The sequence below is a fragment of the Streptomyces endocoffeicus genome (genome assembly GCF_016741935.1).
GTDB classification, from domain to species: Bacteria; Actinomycetota; Actinomycetes; order Streptomycetales; family Streptomycetaceae; genus Streptomyces; species Streptomyces endocoffeicus.
Map to the genome: position 1 here is coordinate 316,114 of NZ_JAERRG010000007.1, position 20,256 is coordinate 336,369.

The 20,256-nt window shown below is 70.1% G+C and carries 24 protein-coding genes; 8 read left to right on the forward strand and 16 right to left on the reverse strand.

Annotated features, from left to right (window positions below; all coding sequences use genetic code 11):
* The first annotated feature begins 126 nt into the window (after positions 1 to 126).
* On the forward strand, positions 127 to 1,050 hold the full coding sequence (locus JK364_RS19975; RefSeq protein WP_201852463.1) for an FkbM family methyltransferase: 924 nt from the start codon (positions 127 to 129) through the stop codon (positions 1,048 to 1,050).
* A 12-nt stretch (positions 1,051 to 1,062) separates the two neighbouring features.
* Here the strand turns inward: JK364_RS19975 and JK364_RS19980 are convergent, their stop codons facing one another.
* From JK364_RS19980 to JK364_RS19990, 3 genes are all read right to left on the reverse strand, one after another.
* On the reverse strand, positions 1,063 to 1,677 hold the full coding sequence (locus tag JK364_RS19980; protein WP_201852464.1) for a dihydrofolate reductase family protein: 615 nt from the start codon (positions 1,675 to 1,677) through the stop codon (positions 1,063 to 1,065).
* Between the two features lie 99 nt (positions 1,678 to 1,776).
* A complete protein-coding gene (locus JK364_RS19985; protein WP_201852465.1) occupies positions 1,777 to 2,535 on the reverse strand; it encodes a glycosyltransferase family 2 protein in 759 nt (252 codons plus the stop codon).
* 2 nt (positions 2,536 to 2,537) lie between these two features.
* Positions 2,538 to 3,323, reverse strand: coding sequence for a GntR family transcriptional regulator (locus tag JK364_RS19990; RefSeq protein ID WP_201852466.1), 786 nt, complete (start codon positions 3,321 to 3,323; stop codon positions 2,538 to 2,540).
* Between the two features lie 197 nt (positions 3,324 to 3,520).
* On the opposite strand from JK364_RS19990, the gene JK364_RS19995 reads away from it, so the two are divergent.
* Positions 3,521 to 4,132, forward strand: a complete 612-nt coding sequence (locus tag JK364_RS19995; RefSeq protein ID WP_201852467.1) for a DJ-1/PfpI family protein — start codon at positions 3,521 to 3,523, stop codon at positions 4,130 to 4,132.
* 41 nt (positions 4,133 to 4,173) lie between these two features.
* Here the strand turns inward: JK364_RS19995 and JK364_RS20000 are convergent, their stop codons facing one another.
* A complete protein-coding gene (locus JK364_RS20000) occupies positions 4,174 to 4,779 on the reverse strand; it encodes an ArsR/SmtB family transcription factor (protein ID WP_201852468.1) in 606 nt (201 codons plus the stop codon).
* A gap of 149 nt (positions 4,780 to 4,928) precedes the next feature.
* Here JK364_RS20000 and JK364_RS20005 point away from each other — a divergent pair, with 149 nt between their 5' ends.
* Positions 4,929 to 5,201 (forward strand): hypothetical protein, encoded by a 273-nt coding sequence (locus tag JK364_RS20005; RefSeq protein WP_201852469.1) that lies wholly within the window; start codon positions 4,929 to 4,931, stop codon positions 5,199 to 5,201.
* Positions 5,202 to 5,264: 63 nt separating this feature from the next.
* On the opposite strand, the gene JK364_RS20010 is transcribed toward JK364_RS20005, so the two are convergent.
* Both JK364_RS20010 and JK364_RS20015 read right to left on the reverse strand, forming a co-directional pair.
* The gene (locus JK364_RS20010; RefSeq protein ID WP_201852470.1) at positions 5,265 to 5,555 is read right to left on the reverse strand and encodes a hypothetical protein; all 291 of its coding nucleotides are present in this window, start codon (positions 5,553 to 5,555) and stop codon (positions 5,265 to 5,267) included.
* Positions 5,552 to 5,956 carry an ATP-binding protein gene (locus tag JK364_RS20015; protein WP_201852471.1) on the reverse strand — a complete coding sequence of 135 codons (405 nt, stop codon included), beginning with the start codon at positions 5,954 to 5,956 and terminating at the stop codon, positions 5,552 to 5,554. Before JK364_RS20015 ends, JK364_RS20010 begins: the two co-directional genes overlap by 4 nt.
* Before the next feature lie 158 nt (positions 5,957 to 6,114).
* On the opposite strand from JK364_RS20015, the gene JK364_RS20020 reads away from it, so the two are divergent.
* Positions 6,115 to 6,657: a GntR family transcriptional regulator gene (locus JK364_RS20020; protein ID WP_201852472.1), complete on the forward strand. Its 543-nt coding sequence runs from the start codon at positions 6,115 to 6,117 to the stop codon at positions 6,655 to 6,657.
* The gene (locus JK364_RS20025) at positions 6,654 to 7,436 is read left to right on the forward strand and encodes a GntR family transcriptional regulator (protein ID WP_201852473.1); all 783 of its coding nucleotides are present in this window, start codon (positions 6,654 to 6,656) and stop codon (positions 7,434 to 7,436) included. Before JK364_RS20020 ends, JK364_RS20025 begins: the two co-directional genes overlap by 4 nt.
* 30 nt (positions 7,437 to 7,466) lie before the next feature.
* Here the strand turns inward: JK364_RS20025 and JK364_RS20030 are convergent, their stop codons facing one another.
* Positions 7,467 to 8,012, reverse strand: a complete 546-nt coding sequence (locus tag JK364_RS20030; protein ID WP_201852474.1) for a GIY-YIG nuclease family protein — start codon at positions 8,010 to 8,012, stop codon at positions 7,467 to 7,469.
* 130 nt (positions 8,013 to 8,142) lie between these two features.
* On the opposite strand from JK364_RS20030, the gene JK364_RS20035 reads away from it, so the two are divergent.
* Together JK364_RS20035 and JK364_RS20040 are read left to right on the forward strand one after the other, a co-directional pair.
* A complete protein-coding gene (locus JK364_RS20035; protein WP_201852475.1) occupies positions 8,143 to 8,838 on the forward strand; it encodes an 8-oxoguanine DNA glycosylase OGG fold protein in 696 nt (231 codons plus the stop codon).
* Between the two features lie 208 nt (positions 8,839 to 9,046).
* Positions 9,047 to 9,841, forward strand: coding sequence for a DUF5707 domain-containing protein (locus tag JK364_RS20040; RefSeq protein ID WP_201852476.1), 795 nt, complete (start codon positions 9,047 to 9,049; stop codon positions 9,839 to 9,841).
* Here JK364_RS20040 and JK364_RS58050 read toward each other — a convergent pair.
* From JK364_RS58050 to JK364_RS20050, 3 genes are all read right to left on the reverse strand, one after another.
* Complete coding sequence (locus JK364_RS58050; RefSeq protein ID WP_372461965.1) at positions 9,835 to 10,032, reverse strand: ATP-binding protein; 198 nt, start codon at positions 10,030 to 10,032, stop codon at positions 9,835 to 9,837. The genes JK364_RS20040 and JK364_RS58050 overlap by 7 nt on opposite strands.
* Positions 9,972 to 10,424 (reverse strand): VOC family protein, encoded by a 453-nt coding sequence (locus JK364_RS57575; protein ID WP_201852477.1) that lies wholly within the window; start codon positions 10,422 to 10,424, stop codon positions 9,972 to 9,974. Before JK364_RS57575 ends, JK364_RS58050 begins: the two co-directional genes overlap by 61 nt.
* A 153-nt stretch (positions 10,425 to 10,577) precedes the next feature.
* Positions 10,578 to 11,339: a phosphoglyceromutase gene (locus tag JK364_RS20050; RefSeq protein ID WP_201852478.1), complete on the reverse strand. Its 762-nt coding sequence runs from the start codon at positions 11,337 to 11,339 to the stop codon at positions 10,578 to 10,580.
* A 189-nt stretch (positions 11,340 to 11,528) separates the two neighbouring features.
* Between JK364_RS20050 and JK364_RS20055 the strand changes: the two genes are divergently transcribed.
* Positions 11,529 to 12,965 (forward strand): MDR family MFS transporter, encoded by a 1,437-nt coding sequence (locus JK364_RS20055; RefSeq protein WP_201852479.1) that lies wholly within the window; start codon positions 11,529 to 11,531, stop codon positions 12,963 to 12,965.
* A gap of 26 nt (positions 12,966 to 12,991) precedes the next feature.
* Here JK364_RS20055 and JK364_RS20060 read toward each other — a convergent pair whose 3' ends face one another.
* The 6 genes from JK364_RS20060 to mshA form a co-directional block, all read right to left on the reverse strand.
* On the reverse strand, positions 12,992 to 14,986 hold the full coding sequence (locus tag JK364_RS20060) for a M48 family metalloprotease (RefSeq protein ID WP_201852480.1): 1,995 nt from the start codon (positions 14,984 to 14,986) through the stop codon (positions 12,992 to 12,994).
* Positions 14,983 to 15,729: an RNA polymerase sigma factor gene (locus tag JK364_RS20065; protein ID WP_230992209.1), complete on the reverse strand. Its 747-nt coding sequence runs from the start codon at positions 15,727 to 15,729 to the stop codon at positions 14,983 to 14,985. Before JK364_RS20065 ends, JK364_RS20060 begins: the two co-directional genes overlap by 4 nt.
* The gene (locus tag JK364_RS20070) at positions 15,726 to 16,004 is read right to left on the reverse strand and encodes a hypothetical protein (RefSeq protein WP_201852481.1); all 279 of its coding nucleotides are present in this window, start codon (positions 16,002 to 16,004) and stop codon (positions 15,726 to 15,728) included. The genes JK364_RS20065 and JK364_RS20070 overlap by 4 nt, the downstream gene beginning before the upstream one ends.
* Before the next feature lie 169 nt (positions 16,005 to 16,173).
* Positions 16,174 to 17,916, reverse strand: a complete 1,743-nt coding sequence (locus JK364_RS20075; protein ID WP_201852482.1) for a glycosyl hydrolase family 28-related protein — start codon at positions 17,914 to 17,916, stop codon at positions 16,174 to 16,176.
* A gap of 173 nt (positions 17,917 to 18,089) precedes the next feature.
* Positions 18,090 to 18,560, reverse strand: coding sequence for a type III secretion system chaperone family protein (locus JK364_RS20080; protein ID WP_201852593.1), 471 nt, complete (start codon positions 18,558 to 18,560; stop codon positions 18,090 to 18,092).
* A gap of 151 nt (positions 18,561 to 18,711) precedes the next feature.
* A complete protein-coding gene (gene mshA, locus JK364_RS20085; protein ID WP_201852483.1) occupies positions 18,712 to 20,073 on the reverse strand; it encodes a D-inositol-3-phosphate glycosyltransferase in 1,362 nt (453 codons plus the stop codon).
* Between the last annotated feature and the right edge of the window lie 183 nt (positions 20,074 to 20,256).

Genomic DNA, 20,256 nt, shown 5'->3' on the forward strand with positions numbered 1-20,256 from the left:
GGGCCATGTCGGGGGGACACTGGGCACCGGTGCGGCGGCGCGACAGCGCACGAGACCGCACCCCGCACCCGCACCCCGCACCCCGCACCCCGCACCCAAGAAGACACCTCCCCACCTGGAGACCCCGTGATCCGCAGGCTCGACCAGGCCGCTCTCGACCTCGGCCGTGAGTACGTACGCCACGCGCCCTGGAGCGCCGGAAAGCGGGCCCTGGTCGAGCGCCACCTCAACGCCGCGCTGCGGGACCGCCCCCTGCACCGCCTGGCCCGTACGCGCTTCGGCGCCACCTTCGCCGTCGACACCCAGGACCTCATCCAGCGGTACCTCTACCTCTTCGGCGTCTGGGAGCCCCATATGACGCGGTGGCTCCAGCGCCGGCTGAAGCCCGGGGACGTCTTCGTGGACGTCGGGGCCAACATCGGCTACTACAGCCTCCTCGCCTCCCCCCTCATCGGGCGCGCCGGGACGGTGGTGGCGATCGAGGCCTCACCGACGTTCCACCAGCTCCTCCAGCGCCACGCCCGGCGCAACGACCGCACCAACATCCGCGCCCTCAACGCGGCCGTCTCCGACCGCGACGAGCAGCTGACCTTCATCCTCGCCAGCTCCCGCAACATGGGCGCCAACAGCGTCGTCCCCTACGACGGCCCCGCCGAGTCCACCTTCGAGATCGCGGCCCAGCCCCTGCCCGACCTCCTCACCGACGACGAGATCACCAACGCCCGGGTCATCAAGATCGACGTGGAGGGCGCGGAGGGCAGTGTGATCCGCGGCCTCGTCCCCCTCCTCGACAAACTGCGCCCCGACGCCGAACTGACCGTCGAGGTCACCCCCCAGCGCATGTCCGACCTGGGCGACTCCGTAGAAGACCTGCTGACCACCCTCAAGGGCCACGGCTTCCACGTCTACCGCCTGCCCAACGACTACGCGGCAGGCAGCTACCCCGACGCCCTGCGGCGCGCACCGGAGGTTCCGGTCCGCTGGCGGGGGCCGGTCACGGAGGAAAGCGACCTGGTCTTCTCGCGGGTCGACGCGGAGACCCTGCCCTGAGGGCTCGGGCGGCTACTGGTCGCCCTGGGGCAGGTGGGTCTTGGCGTCCTCGTAGGTGGCGTCGGCGGTGGACTCGGCCGGGGCGTAGACGAGGTGCAGCACACCGGTGCTGAACGTGGCGGAAGAGAGCAGTTTCAGCGGAATCGTGGTCTCGGCCTCGTCGAACAGCCGCATGCCCTTGCGGACGGCGATCGGGTGGACCAGCAGGTGCAGCTCGTCCAGCAGGCCGTGCGCCATGAGCTGCCGGACGACGGAGACCGAGCCGCTGAGGGCGATGTCCCCGCCCGGTTCGTTCTTCAGCGCGGTGACGGCGTCCGCGAAGTCGCCCTTGAACAGCTCGGAGTTCCGCCAGGTGAAGCTGAGGTCCTGGCGGGACAGGACGATCTTGCGGGCGTCGCCGAGCTTCTTGGCGAAGTGGGCGTCCTCACCGCCCGCCGCCTCGCGGTCCGGCCAGGCTCCGGCGAAGCTGTCGTAGGTCTTGCGGCCGATGAGGAGGGTGTCGGACGCGCCGAGGACCGCGTCGACGGCGGCGCCCATCTCGTCGTTGAAGTAGGGGAAGTGCCACTGGTCGGGCGCCTCCACGACCCCGTCGAGCGAGATGAACAGGCTGGCGATGATCTTCCTCATGATGCCCCTCCGTGGGATCCGTGGGATGCGGTCGGTGAGCTCTTCCTCCTCTCAGACCGGGGAGGCCGCACAAACTCATCGGTGGGGGCGAGCGGGTTTTCAGCGGGTGTCGTAGCGCCAGCCGTCCATGGCGGCCAGGACCCGGGCCCGCGCCTCGACCACCGCGAAGCGTGCCGCGCGCTCGGCCGCGTCGGTATGGGCGGACTGGCTGGTGACCTGGCCGGGCCACTTGCGGTAGAGCAGACCCGTCTCGGCGGTGAACCAGCCGCGGCTGACCGCGTTGAGGGCCATGAGGAGGCCGGTGTCCTCGGAGGCGGGGAGGGCCATCCAGCCGCCGAGGGCGAGGAGCAGGTCCCGGCGTACGAAGAGGGTGGCGGGGTGGACCTGGGCGCGGTGGTCGTTCGCCCGCCAGAATTCGAGGACCGCGCCGCGTGCGACGGGCCCCTGCGGCGGGTCCCCCTCGAAGCCGACGGTGGAGCCGTCGGGCAGCAGATCCAGGGCGCGGGAGGTGGCCCAGCCGAGATCGGGGTGGTCGGTGAGCGCGCGGAGGTCGCGGGCGAGGGCGCCGGGGGTGAGCATGTCGTCGGCGTCCAGCACCTTGACGTAATCCCCCTCGGCCCGGGAGAGCCCCATCATGCGCGCCATCGCGGCCCGGCCGGCCCGCCCCTGACCGAAGCTGACCCGGGCGTCATCGGGTACGTAAGGGCGTACGGCGTCGGTCTCGCCGTCCTCCTGGATCACCCACTGCCAGTCCCAGCCGTCCGGCAGTTCCTGCTCGCGCAACGACTTGTGGGCGTCCGGCAGATGCGCGGCACCCGGGGCGTGCACCGCGGTGATGACGGTGATCGTGTTCGGCATGGTCACCACCTCCTCAGGGGCGTGGTGAAGACGAGTTCCGTACGGTCTCCGCACAGCGTCACGTCGGAGACCTCGACGACCCGATCGCCGATGTCCGTGCAGATCTTCCGGAGAACGATCACCGACACTCCCTTCTTGAGGCCGAGCGCCTCCGCCTCCTCCACCGTCGGCGGCCGGGCCGTGATCCGTTCCGCTATGCGGTCCAGCTCGATGCCGATCGTGTAGAGCTGATTCTGCGTGCCGCCGGGCCAGGGCTCATGGGCGGCGTCGAGCAGGTCGGGGTTGACGGCCACGACATCGTGGACCAGGTAGGAGTGCACGAGCGCGAACGGCGCGTCCTCCTCGCGGCAGTTGGTGCGGTAGATCCGCTCCAGCAGCCGCGTGCCCAACGGGATCCCGAACACCGACGCCAGGTCCTCATCGGCCTTCGCGTCGCGGTACTCGGCGTGAAAGGCGAGGTCACCGACCTCCAGCCCGGTGTCGTGCTCGGTCGACCCGGTCCGCAGCCGCTCCGCCCTGGACCGGCGGGCCCGGTCCTTCTCCCACTGGTGCCGCTCATTGCTCCGCTCGACCCGCCGGCGCGGGGTCCGTACGAACGTCCCCACCCCGTGCCGCCTGTCGATCAGCCCCTCGGCCACCAGCTCCGACAGCGCCCGCTGAAGCGTCGGCACACTCGTCCGATACCGCGCCGCAAGCTTGTCCTCGGCCGGAAGCCGCTCCCCGGGACCGAGCTGACCTGCGCGGATGCTCTGACGAAGGGCATCCGCGATCTGCTCGTACTTGGCCATGAGTGCTCACCGTCCTCGGTCGTACGGCCGCTGCGGACACTCTCAGCGTAAGTCCTAAAGACGTCTTAAGGACTGGTACTGGACCCCTACAGGACCGCCACCAAAAGGGCCACCACCCACCCATTGGCCCGTGCCCCGACCACAGCACACCTGAGAGGCTGAGCCACCCTGCCGTCGTCAAGGTCGAGGGAGATGTCATGCAGCAGGTAGCCGTGGTCACCTTTGACGGATTCAACGAGCTCGACAGCTTCATCGCCTCGGCGCTGATCAACCGGTGCCGAAAGGACGGCCTGGAGGCGTTCATCACGACGCCGACGCCGGTCATCACCTCCATGAACGGCGTCGAGGTCACCGGCCAGCGCCCGATGGAGTTCGTGCCGGAAGCCGACGTCGTACTGATCGGCAGCGGCGTGAAGACACGCGACGTCGTCGCCGACGACCACCTGATCTCCAGGCTCCCCCTCGACCCGTCACACCAGCTGATCGGCGCCCAGTGCTCCGGCGCACTGATCCTCGCCAAGCTAGGGCTGCTCGACGACATGCCCGCCTGCACGGACATCAAGACCCGCCCCTTCGTCGAAGCCGGCGGCGTCACCGTCCTGGACGTCCCCTTCCACGCCGAGGGCAACATCGCCACGGCGGGCGGCTGTCTGGCCTCCCAGTACCTCGGCACCTGGGTCATCACCCGCACCCTCGGGGACGACGCCGCCCGCGCCGTCCTCGACTACGTGGCCCCGGTCGGCGAAAACGAGGAGACCGTCGAGCGCGCCCTACGAGCGGTCCACACGGGGGAAGCCGCCCTGAGCTGACACCCTGCGCCCCACCCCGCGCAGCTGATTGGCGGACGGCGCTAGTCGTCGTCCGCTTCAGGGGGCAATGTGAGCTGGGGACGCTCCTGGTCGGGCAGCACAACAAGGCGGACGGCCATGTTGCGGGAGCCCGAAGGACGATCCCCCGGTTCGGTCGCGTACTTGCGCAGCAGCGTCTGGTACTCCTCGACAAACGCTGCCACCTGATCCTTGGTCATCCACAGGCCGGAGCGCTGGATCTGGTTCCAGCCTGCCGAGTTGTCATAGCCGGTGTACGCACTCACGACGAGACTCAGATCTTGCGTCATCTTGAGCGCGCCGATCTTCACCGCCGCTTCCCGTTCGTCGGCCGTCATAACGAGCCCTGGAGGCGTGAAGATGTCCGTCATCAGCGACTTCCACCAGCGTTCACGGCCGCTGGACTTCTCCTCGATCTCGGCGATCAGGTTGAGTTCCGCGAGCTTGCGCAGGTGGTAGCTGGTGGTGCCGGTGCTCTCGCCGAGCGCCTTGGCGACGCTGGTCGAGTTCGCCTCGCCGTGCTCGCCGAGATAGCTCAGGATGTCTCGGCGCACCGGGTTGGACAACGCCTTGTAGAAGGCCTTGAGGTCCGGGCCGGTGAGAACCCGTGTCTCAGGACGCTCAGCCATGCGGCAACCCTACTGCAGAGAGTCTCTGCAGAGTTGCAGAGATTGTTTGCAGAAATCCTCTGCAATAGCTAGCGTAAGGACAAAGGTGCGGACAGGCGGGCCGGACGCACAGGCTGTGATGCCGCTTGCCCTTACACAGGGGGTTGTCCATGTCTAACTCACTGGATACTCGGATACGCGACGAGATCGACGACCAAGTCGCGGAAGCGTTCGACGCCTATCTGGCGGACCGGCTTGCCGAACCGGGACCGCTACGCACAGCCCTCGCAACGAAGCGCAACGCCAAGGTGGTGCTGGGCACGATCGGGCTGGGCGCACTGACCACAGCCTTGGCCCCGGCGGACGTCACGGTGATCTGCTGGATCTGGGGCGCGATCGCCTCGATAGACGTCGCCTTCTTGTTGGGCGCCCGCCGCCGTTGATGTGTGGCAGTTGTACCGCCGCGCCGATGGCGCGGCGCCTTGAACGCGTGGGGCGGGCGCAACTCACCCCCGGCGCCTGGTGCGTTCATGTTCCGCGTCGCCGATGATGGCCTCGGTGCCATCGATTTGGCGCCTGAGCTTGCTGAGGACGTCGGTGCGGGCCGACTCGATCAAATCCTCCGTGGTCGGGGTGGCGCCGGTCGCTGTTCCGGTGGGGACCCAGAAGGCCTTGTGGCTGTGGTCGCGGATGATGTCCTGGCAGGTGCGGATGACCCAGTTCATCGCCACGGTGATCTCATCGCGGTGGAGCCGGTCGAGATCCGAGCTGCTGTTGGTCTCGGAGTGGACCGTCATTGGGCCCGCCCCTGGGCTTGCGTTGCCTTGACGGTGAACCAGACCGTCTTGCCGACCGTGTGCTCGATGTCGCCCCAGGCGTCCGCGAGTTCGCCTACGAGTAGCAGGCCGCGGCCGTTCTCGCTGTCCGTGCGCGGGGATTGGGCCGCCGGTCGGCCGGGGCCGGAGTCGCGCACTTCGATGCGTACCTCTTCCTCGGCTGCTTCGATCCGTACCCGGAACAGCCGGCCGGGCGGGACACCGTGCAGGAGGGCGTTGGTGGCGATCTCCGACACGCATAACTGGATCTCCTCCAAGCGATCTACGTAACCCCATTCGGAGAGCGTGCCGGTGACGAACTGTCGCGTTGCGCGAATGGATGGCTTACGTCGCGTGAAGAACTGCTGCCGCATCAGGGGCATGGCGAGTCACCGCCTCAGAGCTGGGTGTGAGAGCGACATCACCTTACCGCTATTCGCGAAAGGTAGCGAGGTACTCTCTGGGGGTGATGGCCAAGGGGTCGCTTACTGTGTAAAGCGGCAAGGTCGGCGAGTGTCGATCACGCTTGAGGAGGGGCTCAGTGGCCAGCGATGCGTGGATCAGTTCCTCGATGCCCTATCTGCGGCCTGTTGAGGGCGATCGGGGCGACGCATGGGGTGAGGAAGCGGCAGCGCGCGGCAGGCGTGGGACGCAGCGCATCCTGCATGCCGGGGAGGTTCCCACTCCGGCTGTCGTGGCCCGCCTTCTGGGGCTCGGGGACGGGGATACGGTCGTCGTACGGCGCCGGATCATGTACCTCGACGAGGAGCCGTGCGAGCTGACCGACTCCTACTACCCGGCGCATATCGCCGCAGGCACTGGCCTCGCGGGCACCGCGAAGATCCGAGGAGGAGCGGTGGCGCTGCTCGCCGAGCTGGGGCATGTGGGTCGCCGGGTGCGCGAGGACGTGACGGCGCGCATGCCGGACGCGCAGGTGCGGGAACTGCTGCGGACCGGCACGGAGGAACCGGTGCTGTGCCTGGAGCGGGTCGTGCTCGACGAGGACGAACGGCCCATTCAGGCCGACCTGATCACCATGCCCGCCCAACGCCAGCGCCTGCGCTACGAACTCAGGATGGGATGACCGTGCCGAAGGCAGAACAGAACGCAGTCGACCAGCGGTCGCTGCACGAACGGATCGCCGCCGACCTACGCGACGAGATCATGTCCGGCGACCTTCCTCCCGGCGCCAAGCTTCCCTCGACCGCCCAGCTCAAGGAGCGGTTCACCGCCTCGAACGCGACCGTACAGAAAGCCTTGCAGCTCCTGAAGGACGAAGGGCTGGCGGTCGGCCGCGCCGGAGCAGCCGTCACCGTACGCGAACACCGGCAGCGCACCATGCGCCCCGCCTCGTACATGGCCCCGGCCGCGCCCGGAGAGCCGTACCGATGGATCAGTGAGGCTGCGGCGGGCCACCAGGCTCGCGGCAGCAGCCAGCTCCTCGACGTCACCGAGATCCGCCCACCCGCCGACGTGGCCGAAGCGCTGCGGCTCCCGGAGGACGGCATGGCGCTGCTGCGGGCGCAGGTGCTGCTCCTGGACGACGAGCCGGTGGAACTGGTGAAGTCGTACTACCCGCTGGAGCTGGCTCGCGGGACGGCGATGATGGACCGCCGCAAGATCAAGGGCGGCACCCCGGCTCTCCTCGCGGAGCTGGGCTACCCACCCCGCCTCAGCGTCGACAAGGTCTCCGCGCGCGTACCGACGCAGGAGCAGTACACGGTGCTCGGCCTGCCGGGGAACCTTCCCGTCCTGCGAACGCTGCGCGTCGTCTACAGCGATGGCGAGCGCCCCATCGAAGCGACGGTGATGACCAAGGCCGGGCATCTCTACGAGCTGCAGTACGAGTTCACTCCTTCCTGACCGTCTCCTGAGGGTGCCCGGCCGATAGACCTACGCGCTGATGGGCAACTCCCGTGCCCGCTGGCGTGCTTGAGCCCGCAGTTCCTTCAGGCGGCTGTGGAATGCGTTGTGGCCGTTCTGGTCGAGGTTCAGCGGTAGGTCGAGTCGGGAGATGAGCTGTGTCTCCAAAGCCCATGGCTCCTCCTGCTCAAGCCAGCACACTCGGGCGTTGTCCGCCATCCACTGGCTCAGGGTGGCCTCGCCGACCTTGCCGAAGGTCATCCGCTTACCGCTGCCCACGCGGCGCAGCTCAAGTCCGAGCAGGCAACCGAGCGTGAGCCGCAGCGTCGAGCCGGCCGCATTGCCTCGGTAGTGATACCGCACCCGCTTGCGCAGGTTCTGGGTGCTGGTGCGGTTCGCCATGTACCGCGGCGCTATGCCGACGTAGAGCAGGCATCGGGCGTCCAAGTCCGGGTGGGGCGGCTGCTCGAAGTACCACCCGTAGACTCCCGCGACCGCCGGGACAGAGCTTGGGCGCGTCAGGACCTCCTGCGCCGACCACAACCGGTCGGGGCTGGTGAGAGCGGTAGCTTCCACGAAACCTCCAGGCGCGCCACGGCTGACAGTCCCAGGCTATTGCTCGGCGCCGACAAACCACTCCTGGCCTTTCCTCCCATACGCTATGGCGCACGTCACGCCACGCCGTCGCCGTGGCCCCGGGGGGATCATGATGGAGCAGCTTCAGAAGCTCGTTGACCGCTATCGCGATTGCAGGCAGGAGCCAGTGCGCTTCCGCCCAAGCACGTGGCGCCCACGGCTGGAGCCGTACGGAGCGGCGCACGTACTCGATATCGGCGTTGAATCTGTGAGCGGGCGGAGCGGAGACCGTCTCATCAGCCGGGGCGACCTGGTCGACCTCCGTGACCACGTCGGCGACGATCCTGACGGTCTACGCGACCTGTTCGTGGCTGTCATGATCTGGGGCTCGGGTACTACGAACGGACGCGGCCCGCGATACACCGAGGCTGCCCTGTCCGATGCCCGCCTGCCTGCTGTCCTCCGGACCACGCGCCAGTCGGTCCGAAGCGGTGACCTGAGCGGGGCCTACAGGCAGTTCGTCCTCAACGGGGTGGGGCGCTCCTTCTTCACCAAGTGGTTCGCGGCCGTCGACGACCGCGACGCCGGATGTGACCGGGCCCTGATCCTGGATGCTCGAGTCTTTCACTCACTGAATGCCCATAAGTGGTTCAGCTGGGAGGCGGCCGGCACGCGTCATTGGCCAACCCGTTACGCCACCTACGTCAGCACCATGCACGAGTGGGCCTCGTTCCTCGGAGTCACAGCCAACCGGCTTGAGTGGCTCCTCTTCCATCTGAACGGCCACATGGACGGGCCCTGCCTTTGCGCATCACGGGACGATTGAACGCGGCGCCGCCTCCAGCCCCACGTCCCAGCCTCGTCCTGCCGGTGCAACCATTCCGGGGGTTCGGCAGTCGTCTTCCGTGCCGTCCGGGCACCGAGCGGATGAGGCCGCCTTTACCCGGAGGAGTCGGCCTCCCCTGCGTCGGATGCGCCTCGCCGGTTTTGGTCCCGGACCTCCCGGGGCCATCAGAGTGTGGGGGAACACACTTATGCGTAAGCGCGCCACCGTGGCCGCCGTTGCCAGCGCCCTGGCCCTGTCCGCGTTCGTTGTTCCAGGCGCCGCCCAGGCGGATGAGGCCGTGGGCGACACCGAAATCACCAAGGTGGTCGTCAACGGCGGGTCCAACATCGTCCTGGGCACCACGAACCCGAAGACCTTCACCATCGCGGTGACCGCCACCGACGACTCGGGTATCAAGGAGGACTACACCTTCCCCGTACTGTGGCACGGGCCCGGCCAGAAAATGCCCGACGCCCCCTACGGGCTGGTTATCCCCGACGACGTGTCCGGTGACTGCGTGGCTCACAGCACCACCACGACCACCTGCACCTACGCCTTGACCATGAACCCGCGGATCGACCCTCAGGACAACACCACGGCCGGAACCTGGAAGGTGTGCGCCAGCGCCAGTGGCAACGACTGGGACTATGTCAGCAAGGACGTCGCCGCCACGGTGAAGGTCAGGCGCTACGCCAAGCTGACGGTCAACGCCTCGCCGGAGCCGGTGAAGAGGGGCAAGACCCTCAGTGTCACCGGCAAGCTGACCCGCGCCAGCTGGGAGACCTACAGGTACGCCGGCTACACCGGCCAGCCGGTGAAACTGCAGTTCCGCAAGAAGGGCACCAGCACCTACACCACCGTCAAGACGGTGACCACGGGTACCGGCGGCGCTCTGAAGACCACGGTCAAGGCCGCCACCGATGGTTACTGGCGCTGGTCATTCGCCGGCACCTCCACCACCGGCACCGCCACCGGCACCGCCGACTACGTCGACGTTCAGTAAGCGACGAGGAAGGGGGCGATGCAGGTCCGTGAGGTTTGCGCGGCAGCCGTCGCGTTCTCCGGCACGTTTCGGCTTGGAAACGAGGTGACGGCGAGGTGGGTCTTGCCGGTGCCCGGTGGGCCGAGCAGGATCACGCTCTCGCGGGCGTGGAGGAAGTCGAGCTGTCCGAGGTGCTCGACGGATCCATCCACATGACCTGCCAGCCGTGGCCGTCGAGGTCGTAGAAGCTGCGTGAGTACATGAAGCCGTGGTCCTCGGGGCCATCCGCCTCGGAGCCGCCCGCGGCAAGCGCGGCCTCGGCGACCGTGTCGACCTCATCGCGGGCTGACACGCTGAAGCAGTAGAGCGCCAGCGTGTGCGTGGTGGGATCGGCCATCGGCAACTTCGCGAACTGCGCGAACTTCTCGTGGCTGAGCAGCATGACGGAGGCTTGCTCGCCGACCAGCATGCAGGCGGCGGTCTCATCGGTGAACATCGGGTTGTAGCCGAACCCGAGCCGCGCGAAGAACGCCTTGCTGCGCTCGATGTCCGCCACGGGCATGTTCACGAACAGCATGCGACCGGCGTGTGCGGGAGTGGTCATGGTGAGTCTCCAGTCCGAGGTCCGATGGTGTACGACGGGGTAGACCGGCCAAGTCCGCGGAACTCATCGGTGGAATACGGAACCGGCGTCAGCGGGCACGAAAATGCCTCCCACTCGCACCGTAAGTGCGGGTGGGAGGCATGATCACAAAGGCTACTTCTTCTTGCCCTGGTTCTTGACCGCCTCGATGGCGGCCTTCGCGGCGTCCGGGTCGAGGTAGGTGCCGCCCGGGTTGACCGGTTTGAAGTCGGCGTCCAGTTCGTAGGAGAGCGGGATGCCCGTCGGGATGTTCAGGCCCGCGATGTCGGCGTCGGAGATGCCGTCCAGGTGCTTGACCAGGGCGCGGAGCGAGTTGCCGTGGGCCGCGACCAGGACCGTCTTGCCTGTGAGGAGGTCCGGGACGATGCCGTCGAACCAGTACGGGAGCATGCGGACGACGACGTCCTTGAGGCACTCCGTCTGCGGGCGCAGCTCCGGCGGGAGGGTCGCGTAGCGCGGGTCCGCGAACTGGGAGTACTCGGCGTCGCGGTCCAGCGGGGGCGGCGGGGTGTCGTAGGAGCGGCGCCACAGCATGAACTGCTCCTCGCCGAACTCGGCGAGGGTCTGGGCCTTGTCCTTGCCCTGGAGGGCACCGTAGTGGCGCTCGTTGAGGCGCCAGGAGCGGTGGACGGGGATCCAGTGGCGGTCGGCGGACTCCAGCGCCAGCTGGGCCGTGCGGATCGCGCGCTTCTGGAGCGAGGTGTGGACCACGTCGGGGAGCAGGCCGGCGTCCTTCAGCAGCTCACCGCCGCGGACTGCCTCCTTCTCGCCCTTCTCGTTCAGATTGACGTCCACCCAGCCGGTGAACAGGTTCTTCGCGTTCCACTCGCTCTCGCCGTGGCGGAGGAGGATCAGCTTGTACGGTGCGTCGGCCATGCCGTCGAGCCTACTGGACCGGTCTGAGGGGGTCGGTTGACGGACCCCGTCAATTGACTGGCGGGGTGGGGGCCGTATCGGTAAGTTGCGCATGCTGGTTGCACCACTTACAGGCTGCGCCGCTCATGGGGTGCGCCGCTTATGGGATGCGCCGCTCACCGGGTGTGGCATTCACAGGGGGAGTCGTCCGTGTCCGTCGTCCGACTGAGGCAGGCCGCGAAGGAGAGTGTCTCGGGGCTGCCCCGGGAGTTCTGGTGGCTGTGGACCTCCACGCTGGTCAATCGGCTGGGCGGGTTCGTGGCCACCTTTCTTGCCATGTACCTGACCGTGGATCGCGGCTATTCGGCGATGTTCGCCGGGCTGGTCGGCGCGCTGCACGGGCTGGGCGGGGCCGTGTCGGCCGTCGTCGCCGGGGTGCTGACCGACCGGCTGGGGCGGCGGCCCACGCTGCTCGTCTCGCAGCTGTCGACCGCGGTCACGGTCGCCGTGCTGGGGTTCGTCCAGAACCCCGTCGCCATCGCCGTCGTGGCCTGCCTGGTGGGCATGACCAGCAACGCGTCACGGCCCGCGGTGCAGGCGATGATCGCCGACATCGTCCCGCCCGGGGACCGGGTGCGGGCCTTCGCGCTCAACTACTGGGCCATCAACCTCGGCTTCGCCGTCTCCGCGGCGGCGGCCGGGCTGATCGCGCGCCATGGCTATCTCACGCTCTTCCTGGCGGATGCCGGGATGACGCTGCTGTGTGCGGTCATCGTCTTCGGCAAGGTTCCGGAGTCCCGGCCCGAGCGCGAGCCTGCCGCCGAGGGGGCGGCGGTGGAGCCGGAGCGCGAGGTCGGCTTGGGCACGGTGCTGCGGGACCGGCGGTTCATGGCCGTGGTCGCGCTGTCGTTTCTGGTCGCGACCCTCATCCAGCAGGCGTTCGTGGCGCTGCCCGTGGCGATGGGGGCGGACGGGCTGTCCAGTACGGACTTCGGCGTCGCGATCGCGACGAACGGCGTACTGATCGTGGCCGTACAGATCCCGGTGACGCGGTTCCTCGAGCATCGCGATCCGGCGCCGCTGCTGATGGTGTCCGCGCTGCTGACCGGCGCCGGCTTCGGGCTGACCGCCTTCGCCGGGTCGGTCGGGATGTACGCGCTGGCCGTGCTGGTCTGGACGATCGGCGAGATCATCAGCTCCCCCACCCAGATGGGGCTGGTCGCCCGGCTCTCCCCGACCCATGGGCGCGGCCGCTATCAGGGGATGTACACCCTGTCGTGGTCCCTCGCCTCGCTCGTCGCCCCGCTCGCGGGCGGGGCGGTGATGGACCGCTTCGGGGCGGACGCGCTGTGGGCGGCCAGCGCGGTGGTGGGGGTGGTGGCGGCCGGGGGGTACGCGGCGCTGGGGCGCGCCCTGCGGAGCCGGCCTGCGGCCGGGGAGTGCGGGGGTGGAGTGGGTGCGGTTGCGGCTTCGGTTGCGGCTTCAGCCTCGGCTTCGGTTGCGGCTTCGGGTTCGGCTTCGGTTGCTGCTTCGGTTGCGGCCTCGGCTTCGGCTGGTGAGGTTGGTGAGGTTGGTGCCGTCTCTGGGGGTGGGGTGGGTGCTGCTTCCGGTGGTGGAGTGCCTGCGGTTGGGGCGGGCTCCTCATAGCGGGGCTGTGCTGTCTCCGGTGAGGATCAGGGGGTGGATCTCGGGATGACCGGCGCGATGTGGATGCTCGGCACTGAGCCTGAGGGCAGGTGGTACGCCGGGGGCGTCGGCCACGCCGGGAAGGTGGGCCGCTGGTACGTCGGGAACGGAGTGGGTTCCGTTCCCGTGCCGCCGCCCGGCTGGTAGCGGTCGTTCCAGCGGGTCACCGGGGTGCCGGGGTAGCTCGGCTCGTCCCGGTTCGCCCATAGGACGAACGTCAGCCCCGTCAGCCCCAGCAACACGGTGAGCGCCAGCGCGCGTACGGCGGTGATGCGTTGGCGTGCGGGGCCGGTGACACCGGGTGAGATGCTGATCCGTCGTGCCTTCTCCCCCGGCACCGGCCCGTCCGCCGTGCCCCCTGCACTGCCGGCGGTGGGCAGCGGTGCGCGTTCGTCCACGCCCAGGGCGGCCAGGTGCAGCCCGAGCCGCTGGGTCTGGCCGGGGAGCCGTACGGCGGTGTCGGCCCAGGTGCGGATGGTCTCGGGGGCGATGCCGTCGGGCGGTACGAGGATGCTGGGGCCGGTCCAGTTCATGGCCCAGTAGGCGGTCCCCCGCGCTACCAGTTGCGCCCCGATCAGTACGGCCAGGGCCCCGGCCAGGGGGGCGAGCGGGTCCTGTTCGGTCTGATCGCCACGGGGCATTCGCTCGCCCTCGGGCAGCCGGGCGTTGAGCGCGCGCGCCAGCGGCATGCGGCGGCCGCCGTCCAGCAGTCGCAGCACCCGGTGGATTGTCAGCCTCTCCGGCTCCCCGTCCGGCTCCGCCTTCTTCCATACCATCGCCTCCGTCTCCTCCACCCCGCGCACCGCCTCCGCCAGCGGGGTCAGGATTCGTGCCGCGCGGTGCTCCGCCAGCTCGGTGAGCCAGTCCCGCCAGGGCATCCTCGTGCCCGCGTCCGGGCCGGACAGCAGGACGCGGCCCAGCGCGACCGCGTACCGCGGCTGTACGGAGAGAGGCTCCGGGGAGGGGAAGGGGTCCGTTCCAGGCCCCCGCGCGGGCAGGCGTGACAGCCGTTCCAGCCGGACGGCCAGGGCCGGATGCGCGTCATCCGGGTCCGCGGGCCGCTCGACGGCTCGGGCGCGCAACGCGGCCATCGGCTCCCGCAGTTCGGGCGCCTCGACCATATGGGCGAAGGCGCGGAACGGATCGTCGGGGATCCGGCCCGTCGCCCGGCGCATCGGGGCGAGGAAGTCCGCAAGGAACTCCTGCCACGCCGCCTCCAGCGCCGCCGTGGAGCACAGCGCGTCGGCTACGGCGCCCGGACCGGCCACCCGCGCCGCCTCGCGATCGGCCTCCAGCTCCTGCCGCCGCCGGACCGGGCGGGTGAGCCAGCGGAAGACGTGGGTGTAGAGGCCGAGCAGCAGCAGCGGTACGCCCGCGTACAGCCGCACCAGGTCGTTCGCGGCCGACGCGTCCTGGATCGCCTGCCGGGCGGCGACCAGGCCCGCCGCGCCCCGGTGGGCGACCGCGCCGAAGCGGCTGTGGCGGCCGGAGTAGTGGCCCAGCTCGTGCGCGAGGACGGCGCGCAGTTCGGCGGGCGACAGACCGGCCAGCAGGGGCAGTCCCAGGTAGAGGACACGTCGGCCGGGGGCCAGGCCGAGGAGCGGTGCGTCCTCGGTGACGGAGGCGTTGACCTCGGCGGTCAGCTTGATGTGGCCGGGCGGCCGGGTGCCGACCTCGAGGGCCAGCTCCTCGACCGTGCGCCATAACTCCGGCGCCCCGCGCCGGGTCACCGTCACCGCGTCCGCGCGCGGGGCGGCGGGGCGGGCGGTGCGGATCACCGCCCACACCATGCCGAAGACGATCGGGGCGAACGCCGCGCAGGCGGTGACGACGGTGGTGGGCGGCGTCGTGGCCTCCGGCGTTCCCGCGGTCCATAAGGCGGCCACGAGAAAAGCCGCCCAGAGCAGCGCCATGGCCGCGACCAGCGCGTAGAAGACGGCGAGCAGGGCGAGGGCGAGGAGCGCGCGGGCGGTGGCGATCATCGACGCCCCCGGATGCCGTCGCGGGCGCGGTTCGGGGCAATGTTCCGGACGTCGTCGCGGGCCCCGTCGCGGCCTCCGCCTTCGCCCCCGCCTTCGCCCCCGCCTCGCAACGCCCGGTCCTCGCCGCTGAACCCGGCCGACAGCCACTCCGCGGCCCCGTACAGGGCCACGCTCAGTGGGTCCTTCGGGGTGCGGGTCAGGAGGCGGTCGGTCGCGCGGCCGAGTTCCGGGGAGACGTCGAGCAGCAGGCTGAGCCGGGCGCGGGCCTTGTGGAGGTTGCTGCCGACGCTGCCTACGGAGATCCCCAGCTCAGCCGAGATCGCCTGGTAGCTCATGCCCTCGAGCGAGTGCATGACGACCACCTGGCGCTGGCGCGGCGGCAGCGTGCCGAGGGCGCGCAGGGCGGCCAGCGCCTCGGCGGTCTCCTCCACGCTCGCGGTCGTGGCGGCCGGGACGGTCATCTCGGCCGGCTTCCAGCGGAACCACCAGCGCCGCCCGTCCCGCGAGAGCTTGCGCCGCATGGTGGTGGTCACCCATGCCTCGGGCGAGGCGCACGCCCTGACCTCGGGCCAGCGGCGCATCGCCTCGATGTACGCCTCCTGCACCGCGTCCTCGGCGTTCTGCCGGTTGTCGCTGAGCATCACCGCGCGGGCGGCCAGCCAGGGGTAGGTGCGGGCGTAGAAGGCGTCGAACTCCTCCTCGGGCCGCCCGCCGCGCGTAGTCTCCTCGACGGTGTCGCTCATTCCGATCGACCCCCGTCCCGCTCGCCGCGCTCGCCCCGCCCGTCCCGCTCGCCTCGCTCCTCCGGCCGCCGCCGTATCGTCAGCGCCGCGCCGTCGGGGCGGCGGTCGGTGAGGACCGTGCCCGGCTCCGTTCTGTTCACCAACTCGGCCAGCGTGCGCGCTCGGAGCCGTTCGCCCGAACGCGCCGCCAGCCAGCGGATGACGTCCCCCATCAGCCGTAGCACCCCCACCGTCACGACCGTTGCCACCGTGAGCCACGGATTGTCCATGAGCACCGTTGTGTCTCCTCTTCATGGTTCCCGGCCGCCGGAGCCGGTTCACCATGAAGAGCCCTCATGGACCGTATTTCTTCACCGCGTTTCTCACCGTGTTTTCCGGGAGGTGTCGGCGGGAGGTGTCAGTGGGGGGTGGTGTCGGCGGTGATGTCAGTGGGGTCTCAGTGGCTCAGTGGAGGGCGCGCTGCGCCTCGTAGAGGTTGCGGGGGTGGACCGCCTCCGGGTGGCCGTAGGACTCGATACGGGAGTGGAGCGGACCGGTGAAGTCCGGGACGTCGATCTGGCCGAACTGCCGGACCTCGCTGATCCCGACCGTCGCGCTGTACGGCGCGATGTCGTCGATCCTGACGCACCCGGCCCGCTGATTGGTGACCGTGACGTTCCAGTGGGCGAACCGCGCACCGTAGAGCGGACCGGCGCTCGCGTCGCCGCCGTGCGACCCCGTGTTGTCCACGGTGATCTCCGTACGGACGTTGGCGAAGGGCATCCCGCGGTGAGTGTCGAAGGTGCCCATCTCCATCCGGCCGCGCGACCAGACGTTGTAGCTGGACAGCCCCTCCACGTTGATCCCGTGCAGCTGGGTCCCGGCCGGGGCCGGGACGGTGCGCTGGGCCAGGACGAAGTCCTCCACGAGGTTGTCGTGCGAGCCCTCACGGCAGCAGTAAGGATGGTGGCTGCCGCGGCCCGTCACCCGGGTGCGGCGCAGGGTGCACGCCTTGGCGGCGACGAGCAGAAAGCCGTTGTCGACGTTGTTGACGGTTACGTCGTCCACCCAGCAGTCCCACGCACACTGCAGCGCGACGCCGTTGTACCCCTTGTCCAGCAGGTGCTGCGACTGCGGGGTCTCGACGACGTCGAGGGTGATGCCCTCGACCCCGGAGCCGGTGACCGGCCGCACCAGCGTGGTGAACCGGGGCTTCCAGGCGGACCGGGCGTCGAGCGGCAGCGGGCGGTCGAGGGTCACCCGGCGGCGGCGCCGGTCGACGGCGACGACGCGGCACGGCCACTCGTAAGGGACGTACGAGGTGAGCTTGGTCTTGTCGGCCCAGACGTAGTCGGCGGCGCCCTCGACATCACCGGCCATATGGGCCAGCAGCGAGTGCGCGTCGTCGTCGGTGAGTTGGAGCAGCACGCGGTCGCCGCGGCGCAGGGCGGACGGGTCCTCGACGGTCACCGTCCAGTCGCCGCGGCGGGCGGGGGCGGCGAAGTCGGTAAGGGTGTGCCATTCGTCGCGCCGGTTGCCGGTCCAGCCCTCGAACGGCCACGCCTGGGCCCGGATCGCGTCGGTGAGGGAGCGCCAGCGGGCGTCCGGGCAGATCCAGATGAGCCCGCCGGCCCAGGACCAGGACGACTTGTTGCCGCCGTAGCGGCTGCCGTACGGGCCGATCAGCTCGGTGAGGTTACGGGTCGCGTGGAGAGTGGTGCGGCCACTGCCCGCGCCGCGCAGTACGACGTTGTCGTAGCCGAGGCGGATGACGTCGTCCACGCGGTACGTCCCGGGCGGCACCAGCACCGTGCCGCCGCCGCGGCGGCCGGCCGCCACGATGGCGCGGTTGATCGCGGGGGCGGCGTCCGCGGAGCCGTCGGGCCGGGCGCCGAAGGCGCGGACGTCCGCGACGACGGGCAGGCGGGGGAAGCTCGTGCGGCCGCCGAGGTATCCGGCGCGGCCGACGTAGGGGATCTGGGGGTGGGTGTACGGGCGGGCGCGGAACTCACGCCAGAGGGCGGACGTACGGGCCTCGCCGGACGTGCCCGTCCCGCCGGACGTACGGGCCCCGCCCGGTGTAGGCGGTGCGACCGCCGCCGCGTCCGTGGCGGTCAGGAGCGGGGCCCCCGCCCCCAGGAGCGTGGCGCCCGCCGCCAGTCCCATCGCACCGCCGAGCAACTGCCTTCTGCCGATCTCCGTGCCCATGAGCCAGCCCCGCCTTCCATGGATGTGAACGCAGTTCAGGTGAGAGACGGCGTGAGAATGCCATGGGGCAGGGGCGCGCGGAAGGGGTCGCGTCAGGATGGGCTTAGGTCACATGGGCGTAGGTCAAGCAGAAAGGTCGGGGTCGGGCGAAGATCGGGCCGGGGCCCGGTCGTTCACTTCGCCGCGCCCCGGGTCAGATTGCTGAACGCCTCAAGATTCCGGGTCGATTCGCCCCGCGCGGTACGCCACGCGTACTCCTTGCGAATGGCCGTGGCGAAGCCCATCTCCAGCAGTGTGTTGAAGCTGCCGTCCGCGTTCTCCAGCACCGTGCCGAGCAGCCGGTCCACTTCCTCCGGGGTGACGGCCACGAGCGGCAGCTTGCCCACCAGATAGATGTCGCCGAGCTGGTCGATCGCGTAACTCACCCCGTACAGCCGGGTGTTGCGCTCCAGCAGCCAGCGGTGGACCGCCTCGTGGTTCTCATCCGGGTGACGGACGACGAAGGCGTTGACCGAGAGGGAGTGCCGGCCGACCCGCAGTGAGCAGGTGGTCGACAGCTTGCGGGTGCCCGGGAGCGTGATGACGTAGGTGCCGTCCTCCGGACTCTCCCACTCCAGTTCGGCGTCGTTCAGCGTCCGTTCGATGACGGCCCGGGGGTCGCCCTCGGGGGCGGTGTCGGCCTTACGGTCACCCTCCGGGGCGGTGTCGACCGTGGTATCGGCCTTACGGTCGGCCTCGGCCGTGGTGTCAGCCTTACGGTCAGCCTCGGGCTCGGCCTTGGGGTCAGCCTTGGGGTCAGCCATGGGCCGATCGTAGGCGACGCCGCTCGCGCATCGCCTCCGTGTACACCTCCGCCGTCGCCGCGGCGGCCGTGTCCCACCCGAAGGACTCGGCGTGCCGCGCCGCCGCCGCGCCCATCCGGTCCACCCGCCCCGGGTCCTGTACGAAGGGGCGCAGGGCGCGGGCGTAGTCGGCGGGGTCGTGGCCGTCGATCAGCGTGCCGCTGACCCCGTCCCGTACGGCCACCGGAAGGCCGCCCACCGAGGCCGCCACGACCGGGGTGCCGCATGCCTGCGCCTCGATGGCCACCAGCCCGAACGACTCGCTGTACGACGGCATGACCAGCACGGACGCCGCCCGGTACCAGTCCGCGAGCTCGTCCTGCGCACAGGGCGGCCGGAACCGGACCACATCGCAGATCCCGAGCCGCGCCGCCAGCTTGTGCAGCCCCTCGGGCTTGGCCATGCCGCTGCCGCTGGGGCCGCCGACCACGGGCACGACCATGCGCTCGCGCAGCGAGGGGTCCTCCTCCAGGAGGTGGGCGACGGCGTGCAGCAGGATGTCGGGGGCCTTCAGCGGCTGTATGCGCCCGGCGAACAGGGGTATGAGCGCGTCGGCCGGGAGCCCCAGCCGGGCGCGGGCGGCGGCCCGGCCGTCGGCGGGCCGGAAGCGGTCGAGGTTCACCCCGGGGTGGACGACCGCCACCAGCTCGCGCGCCGCCTCGTAGTGGCGCACCAGTTCCTCCGCCTCCTCGGTGGTGTTGGCGATCAGCCGGTCGGCGGCGCGGACGATCTGCTGCTCGCCGATGACGCGGGCCGCGGGCTCGGGGGTGTCGCCCGCCGCCAGCGCGGCGTTCTTGACCTTGGCCATGGTGTGCATGGCGTGCACCAGCGGCACTCCCCAGCGCTCGGCGGCCAGCCAGCCGACGTGCCCGGAGAGCCAGTAGTGGGAGTGGACGAGATCGTAGTGGCCCGGCCGGTGCCCGGCCCACGCCTGCATGACGCCGTGGGTGAACGCGCACAGCTGTGCCGGGAGGTCCTCCTTGGCCAGCCCCTCGTAGGGCCCGGCGTCCACATGCCGGACGAGCACCCCGGGGGCCAGTTCGACGGCCGGGGGCAGCACGGCGGTGGTGGCCCGGGTGAAGATCTCCACCTCGATGTCGATGGCGGCCAGGCGCCTGGCCAGCTCCACGATGTAGACGTTCATGCCACCGGCGTCGCCGGTGCCGGGCTGATGCAGCGGCGAGGTGTGGACGCTGAGCATCGCGATCCGCCGCGGCCGCCGTGGAATACGACGTAGCCGCTGGTGGGACGGGGCGCCGAACGGTATATGGGACCGGCCTCGCAGGCCGCCGAGCCGGGACGCGTGCTGGCTCACCGCGCGTTACCTCCTTGCCGGGGCGGGCTCCCTCCACGGCGTCAACACCGGAACGTATGGTTCCCATTTCCGCTTTGCCAAAGCGTGACGTTCTGATGTCCGAGGGCCACCCCCCGGCCGCCCCGGCATGGGCTCCCCGACCGCCCCGGCATGGGCTCTCCGCCTGCCCCGGCATGGGTTCCC

Bases quoted from the DNA above. Each gene is read 5' to 3' on its own strand.
- JK364_RS19980 (WP_201852464.1), bottom strand. From the start codon at position 1,677: ATGAGGAAGATCATCGCCAGCCTGTTCATCTCGCTCGACGGGGTCGTG.
- JK364_RS19985 (WP_201852465.1), bottom strand. From the start codon at position 2,535: ATGCCGAACACGATCACCGTCATCACCGCGGTGCACGCCCCGGGTGCC.
- JK364_RS19990 (WP_201852466.1), bottom strand. From the start codon at position 3,323: ATGGCCAAGTACGAGCAGATCGCGGATGCCCTTCGTCAGAGCATCCGC.
- JK364_RS19995 (WP_201852467.1), top strand. From the start codon at position 3,521: ATGCAGCAGGTAGCCGTGGTCACCTTTGACGGATTCAACGAGCTCGAC.
- JK364_RS20000 (WP_201852468.1), bottom strand. From the start codon at position 4,779: ATGGCTGAGCGTCCTGAGACACGGGTTCTCACCGGCCCGGACCTCAAG.
- JK364_RS20005 (WP_201852469.1), top strand. From the start codon at position 4,929: ATGTCTAACTCACTGGATACTCGGATACGCGACGAGATCGACGACCAA.
- JK364_RS20010 (WP_201852470.1), bottom strand. From the start codon at position 5,555: ATGACGGTCCACTCCGAGACCAACAGCAGCTCGGATCTCGACCGGCTC.
- JK364_RS20015 (WP_201852471.1), bottom strand. From the start codon at position 5,956: ATGCCCCTGATGCGGCAGCAGTTCTTCACGCGACGTAAGCCATCCATT.
- JK364_RS20025 (WP_201852473.1), top strand. From the start codon at position 6,654: ATGACCGTGCCGAAGGCAGAACAGAACGCAGTCGACCAGCGGTCGCTG.
- JK364_RS20035 (WP_201852475.1), top strand. From the start codon at position 8,143: ATGATGGAGCAGCTTCAGAAGCTCGTTGACCGCTATCGCGATTGCAGG.
- JK364_RS20040 (WP_201852476.1), top strand. From the start codon at position 9,047: ATGCGTAAGCGCGCCACCGTGGCCGCCGTTGCCAGCGCCCTGGCCCTG.
- JK364_RS57575 (WP_201852477.1), bottom strand. From the start codon at position 10,424: ATGACCACTCCCGCACACGCCGGTCGCATGCTGTTCGTGAACATGCCC.
- JK364_RS20050 (WP_201852478.1), bottom strand. From the start codon at position 11,339: ATGGCCGACGCACCGTACAAGCTGATCCTCCTCCGCCACGGCGAGAGC.
- JK364_RS20060 (WP_201852480.1), bottom strand. From the start codon at position 14,986: ATGATCGCCACCGCCCGCGCGCTCCTCGCCCTCGCCCTGCTCGCCGTC.
- JK364_RS20065 (WP_230992209.1), bottom strand. From the start codon at position 15,729: ATGAGCGACACCGTCGAGGAGACTACGCGCGGCGGGCGGCCCGAGGAG.
- JK364_RS20075 (WP_201852482.1), bottom strand. From the start codon at position 17,916: ATGGGCACGGAGATCGGCAGAAGGCAGTTGCTCGGCGGTGCGATGGGA.